Annotated in this window: 2 protein-coding genes; both read left to right on the top strand. The window is 71.0% G+C overall.

The genetic code is table 11. From position 1 onward, the window contains the following. A partial coding sequence (locus B8W67_RS19875; RefSeq protein WP_133056174.1) for an SDR family NAD(P)-dependent oxidoreductase occupies positions 1–2,855 on the top strand: 2,855 nt, incomplete at its 5' end. Between the two features lie 41 nt (positions 2,856–2,896). After that, positions 2,897–4,617, top strand: a 1,721-nt coding sequence (locus B8W67_RS19870; RefSeq protein ID WP_133056175.1) for a type I polyketide synthase, incomplete at its 3' end; no start/stop codon positions are given.

Here is a 4,617-nt window from a genome sequence, read left to right as displayed (position 1 = left end):
CCCCCTGGCACCACACCCACCACTGGACCCCCCTACACCCACCCACCATTAACACCACCGAATCCCACGCGGCGCCCACCACCGTCCCCGACGACTGGCGCTACGAACTGGTATGGCCCACCGACGAATTGGCCACATCAACCGGATCCGGTGCAGCGCAGACCGAGGGCCGTTGGCTGGTGATCGGCGATGCGGCGCTGGGTGACGAGCTCGCCGAGACCCTTCGGTGCCCGGTGACCTGCGCCGAGCCGAGCGCGATCAGCCAAGCGCCTTCGGAGAATCTCGCCGGGGTCACCCGGGTGCTGTACGCGCCTGAGCTCACCGCCGACCGTTTCGACATCGCCGCGCCGTACCGGCTCTTCGGCGAACTCCGGCGCCTGGCAGTCGCGTTGACACAATCCCGCGAGCGCCCGACGCTGACCGTCGTCACCCGTAACGCACAGCCCGTCGTCGATGCTGGGCAGGTCAACCCCGCCCACGCGATCCTATGGGGCCTGGCGCGCACCCTCGCGGTCGAACACCCCGAAATATGGGGCGGCATCATCGATGTCGACGACGCCCTGCCGCCGGAATTGCTGGCCCGCACACTGCGCGAGGAAACAGCAGCCGACAGTCGCGACGACCAGGTGGCCTACCACGGCGGTCGCCGCCATGTGCCACGCCTGCGCCGCGACACCACCGCATCGTCGGAGTCGGCGTCACTGACACCGGGGACCAGTCAGCTGGTCATCGGCGCCACCGGCAGCATCGGGCCCGCCCTGATCGGGCAACTGGCCGCGATGGGCGCCTCCACCGTCGTCGCGGTATCACGCAACCCCGGTGCGCGCCTCGAGGAGATCGCCGAGGAGCTGCCCGGAACCCGGCTGGTGACCGTGGCCGCCGACGCCGCCGACCCGGCGGCCATGGCCGAGCTGTTCGCCCGGTTCGGTGCCGACCTGCCCCCGCTGGACGGGATCTATCTGGCGGCGCTCGGCGGAGGACCCGCACTGCTGGATCAGATGAGCGACGACGACGTGGCCGCGATGTTCCGGCCGAAACTCGACGCGGCGGCGGTGCTGCACAAGCTCAGCCTCAAGACCCCCGTGCGGCGGTTCGTGCTGTTCTCCTCGATCACCGGGATCCTCGGGTCGCGGTGGCTGGGCCACTACACCGCCGCCGGCGCATATCTGGACGCGTTCGCCCAGGCCCGCCACGCCCTCGGGTTGCCGGCCACGGTCATCGACTGGGGGCTGTGGCGCACCGATGAGCAGGAGAACCCCGAGACCACCGATGTCGGGCTGCGGCCGATGGCCCGCGAGGTGGCGATCACCGCCCTTTCCGACCTGCTCGGCACCGGCGCCCCGGTTCGCGCGATCGTCGTCGACGCCGACTGGGCACAACTGGCCGCCCGCTACCGGATCCGCACCGAACTGCCGGTGCTCGACGAGGTGGTGCCCGAGACACCGGCGTTGCCCGCCGAGTCGAGCGACACCGACACGCAGTGGCAGGCGATCCAGCAGCGGCTGCGCGCCGCGGTGGCTCCCGCCCACGACGGTGCGCTGCTCGGTCACCACATCGTCGTGGACACCGCCCCGCCCCTGCACTGGTGGCAGGCCAGCCTGACGCCGGGCACCACACCGTATCCGGGGGTCCACCGTGTCGACGGGGTCGACGTCGTGCCGGTGTCGGTGCTGATCGCCACCGTGTGGCAGGCCGGCGGCGCCTGCGGGGCGAGCGCGCTGCGTGATGTCACGTTCGACTACCCGATCGTCGTCGACCGGCACCGCACCATCCGGGTGGTCGCCGACGCCGCCGACGCCACCGACGCGGATGCCCAGGCCGACGGCGCCGAGACCGCCTCCGGAACCATCACCGTGACCTCCAGTGCCGTCGACACCGGTTCGGCCACCGCGCCCGGCACCGATCATTGGGTCACCCACGCCCGCGCCACGATCAGAGCGGCCCCGTTCGCCGCCGGGGGCACCGCCGCCGCCGAACCCACCCCGGCGACCCCGTACGGCGACGTGTCGATGGCCGAGGTGCAGCGCACGTTCGGCATCGAGGGTCAGCCCTTCGCCTGGTCGGTGGATTCGCTGCGGCGCGGCTCCGGCGTGGTGCACGCCGAGCTCACCGCGCCACAGGGCGCGCCCACCGCACTGCTCGACGCGGCGGTCCACCTCGCCCGCCTGGTGGATAGCGCCGATACGCGGCTGCTGCTGCCGGCCGGCGCCGAGACGGTGTGGCTCGCAGAGAGCGCGCCGGATGCGGCCGTCGCACAGGTGCGCCGGTGCGACGGCGATGAGACGGACCTCATCGTCGACATCGCCGTCACCGGCCACGACCACACCCCGATCATCGACATCCGGGGACTGCGTTTCACCGCGGTCGACGCCGCGGCGCCACCCGAGGACGGCGCAACCGCGCCGGCACGTGACTGGTCGCGCATGGACCCGACCACGATCCGCAGCGAGTTGGAGACGACGCTGCAGGCGATCCTGGCCGGCGAACTCGGAATGCCCGCCGCTGCGGTCAACGTCGAGCAGCCGTTCCCGGAGCTGGGCCTGGACTCGATGATGGCGATGACCATGCTGCGGGAAGCCAAAAAGGCGGTCGGCGTGGACCTGTCGGCAACCATGCTGTGGAACCACCCCACGATCTCGGCGCTGGCCGCCCACCTGGCCGAGACGCTTGCCCCGCCGTCCACAGAGCGCCGCGTCGACCCGCGCCGCGACGGGCGCGACGGCGACACCGGCGACACCGGAGACACCGGCACCGACGACACGGACAGCACGGACAGCACGGACGGCGCCGATGAGACCGCCGGGGGGTTGCTCGACGAACTTTTCGCCAGCGTGGAATCAGGGGGAACACAGTGACGTCAACGACTCCGGTGACGACCTTCGACCGGATCTCGGCCATGACCGGCGCCCAGCGCGACACGCTGAGCGGGCAGTTCGACAAGTCGTCGCGCATCGCCACCGCCGAACCCATCGCCGTGATCGGGGTGGGATGCCGCTTCCCCGGTGGCGGTTTCGGCCCGCAGCGCTACTGGGAGTTCCTCACCGGGCGCGGCGACGCCATCGCCGAGGTGCCGCCGCAGCGCTGGGACGCCGACGCCTACTACGACCCGGACCCCTTCGCCCCGGGCCGCATGGCCTCCAAGTGGGGTGGGTTTCTGCCCGAGGTCACCGCATTCGACGCCGACTACTTCGGGATCTCCCCGCGTGAAGCCCGCGGAATGGACCCGCAACAGCGGGTGCTGCTGGAGGTGGCGGTCGAGGCGTTGGAGAACGCCGGGTTCGCCGCCGCCGAGGTCGCCGAGACACGCACCGCGGTGATGGCCGGCGTGTACTACAACGAATACCAGAGCGCGTCGGCGGCCGTGCCGGAAACCATCGACGCCTACTGCGCCACCGGTAATGCCCACAGCATCACGGTGGGCCGAATCGCCTACCAGCTGGGTCTGCGTGGCCCGGCGGTGGCCGTGGATACAGCGTGTTCGTCCTCGTTGGTGTCGGTCCACCTGGCCTGCCAGAGCCTGCGGCTCCGCGAAGCCGACCTTGCCCTGGCCGGGGGAGTCAACTTGATCCTCAGGCCCGAAACCCAACTGGCGCTGTCCAAATGGGGCATGCTCTCACCGCGGGGAGCCTGCCACGCCTTCGACGCGGGCGCTGATGGGTTCGTCCGCGGCGAAGGCGCCGGCGTCGTGGTGCTCAAACGGTTGACCGACGCCGTTCGTGACGGCGACCGGGTGCTGGCCGTGGTGCGTGGGTCGGCGGTCAACTCCGACGGACGTTCCAATGGCATGACCGCACCGAACGCCCCCGCCCAGCGCGACGTCATCCGTTCGGCGCTGCGAGCAGCCGATGTCGCCGCCTCCTCGGTGAACTTCATCGAAACCCACGGAACCGGAACCGCTCTCGGCGATCCCATCGAATTCGACGCGCTCGCCGCGGTCTACGGCGGCGGCCAGGGACGCTGCGCGCTCGGTGCGGTCAAAACGAACATGGGCCATCTGGAGGCCGCCGCCGGTATCGCCGGGTTCATCAAAGCCGTCCTGGCGGTACAGCACGCCCACCTGCCGGCCAACCTGCACTTCACCGAGTGGAACCCGGCGATCGACGCGTCCTCGACCCGCTTCTACGTCCCCACCGAGACGAGTCGGTGGCCCGACACCGACGGGCCGCGGCGTGCGGCGGTGTCATCGTTCGGGTTGGGCGGCACCAACGCCCACATCGTGATCGAACAGGGGCTCGACCCCCTGGCCAACGGCACCGCCACGACACACACGCGGCCACCGGCGGTCAACACCCTGAGGATCTCGGGCAAGACCGACGAGCGGATCGCCGCCACGGCCGGAATGCTCGCCGAATGGCTTGAAACAGACGGTGCCGGCGTCGACCTCGCCGATGTTGCGCACACCCTGGGCCACCGTGCCCGCTCGGCAGCGGCCGCCGTGGTGTGCGCCCGCGACCACGCCGAGGCCGCCGCCGGGCTCAAAGCACTCGCCGCCGGCACCCCCGCACCGGGAGTGCTTCCCACCGCGGCCCCACCCGCCGGAGACGGTGTGGTTTTTGTGTTTTCTGGTCAGGGTTCGCAGTGGGCTGGGATGGGTCGTCGGTTGTTGGTCGATGAGCC

This window comes from Mycolicibacillus koreensis (assembly GCF_002104795.1).
In the GTDB taxonomy this organism is placed as follows: Bacteria; Actinomycetota; Actinomycetes; order Mycobacteriales; family Mycobacteriaceae; genus Mycobacterium; species Mycobacterium koreense.
The sequence above is the reverse complement of the archived record's forward strand: the minus strand, read 5'-3'. Positions and strand labels throughout refer to the sequence as shown.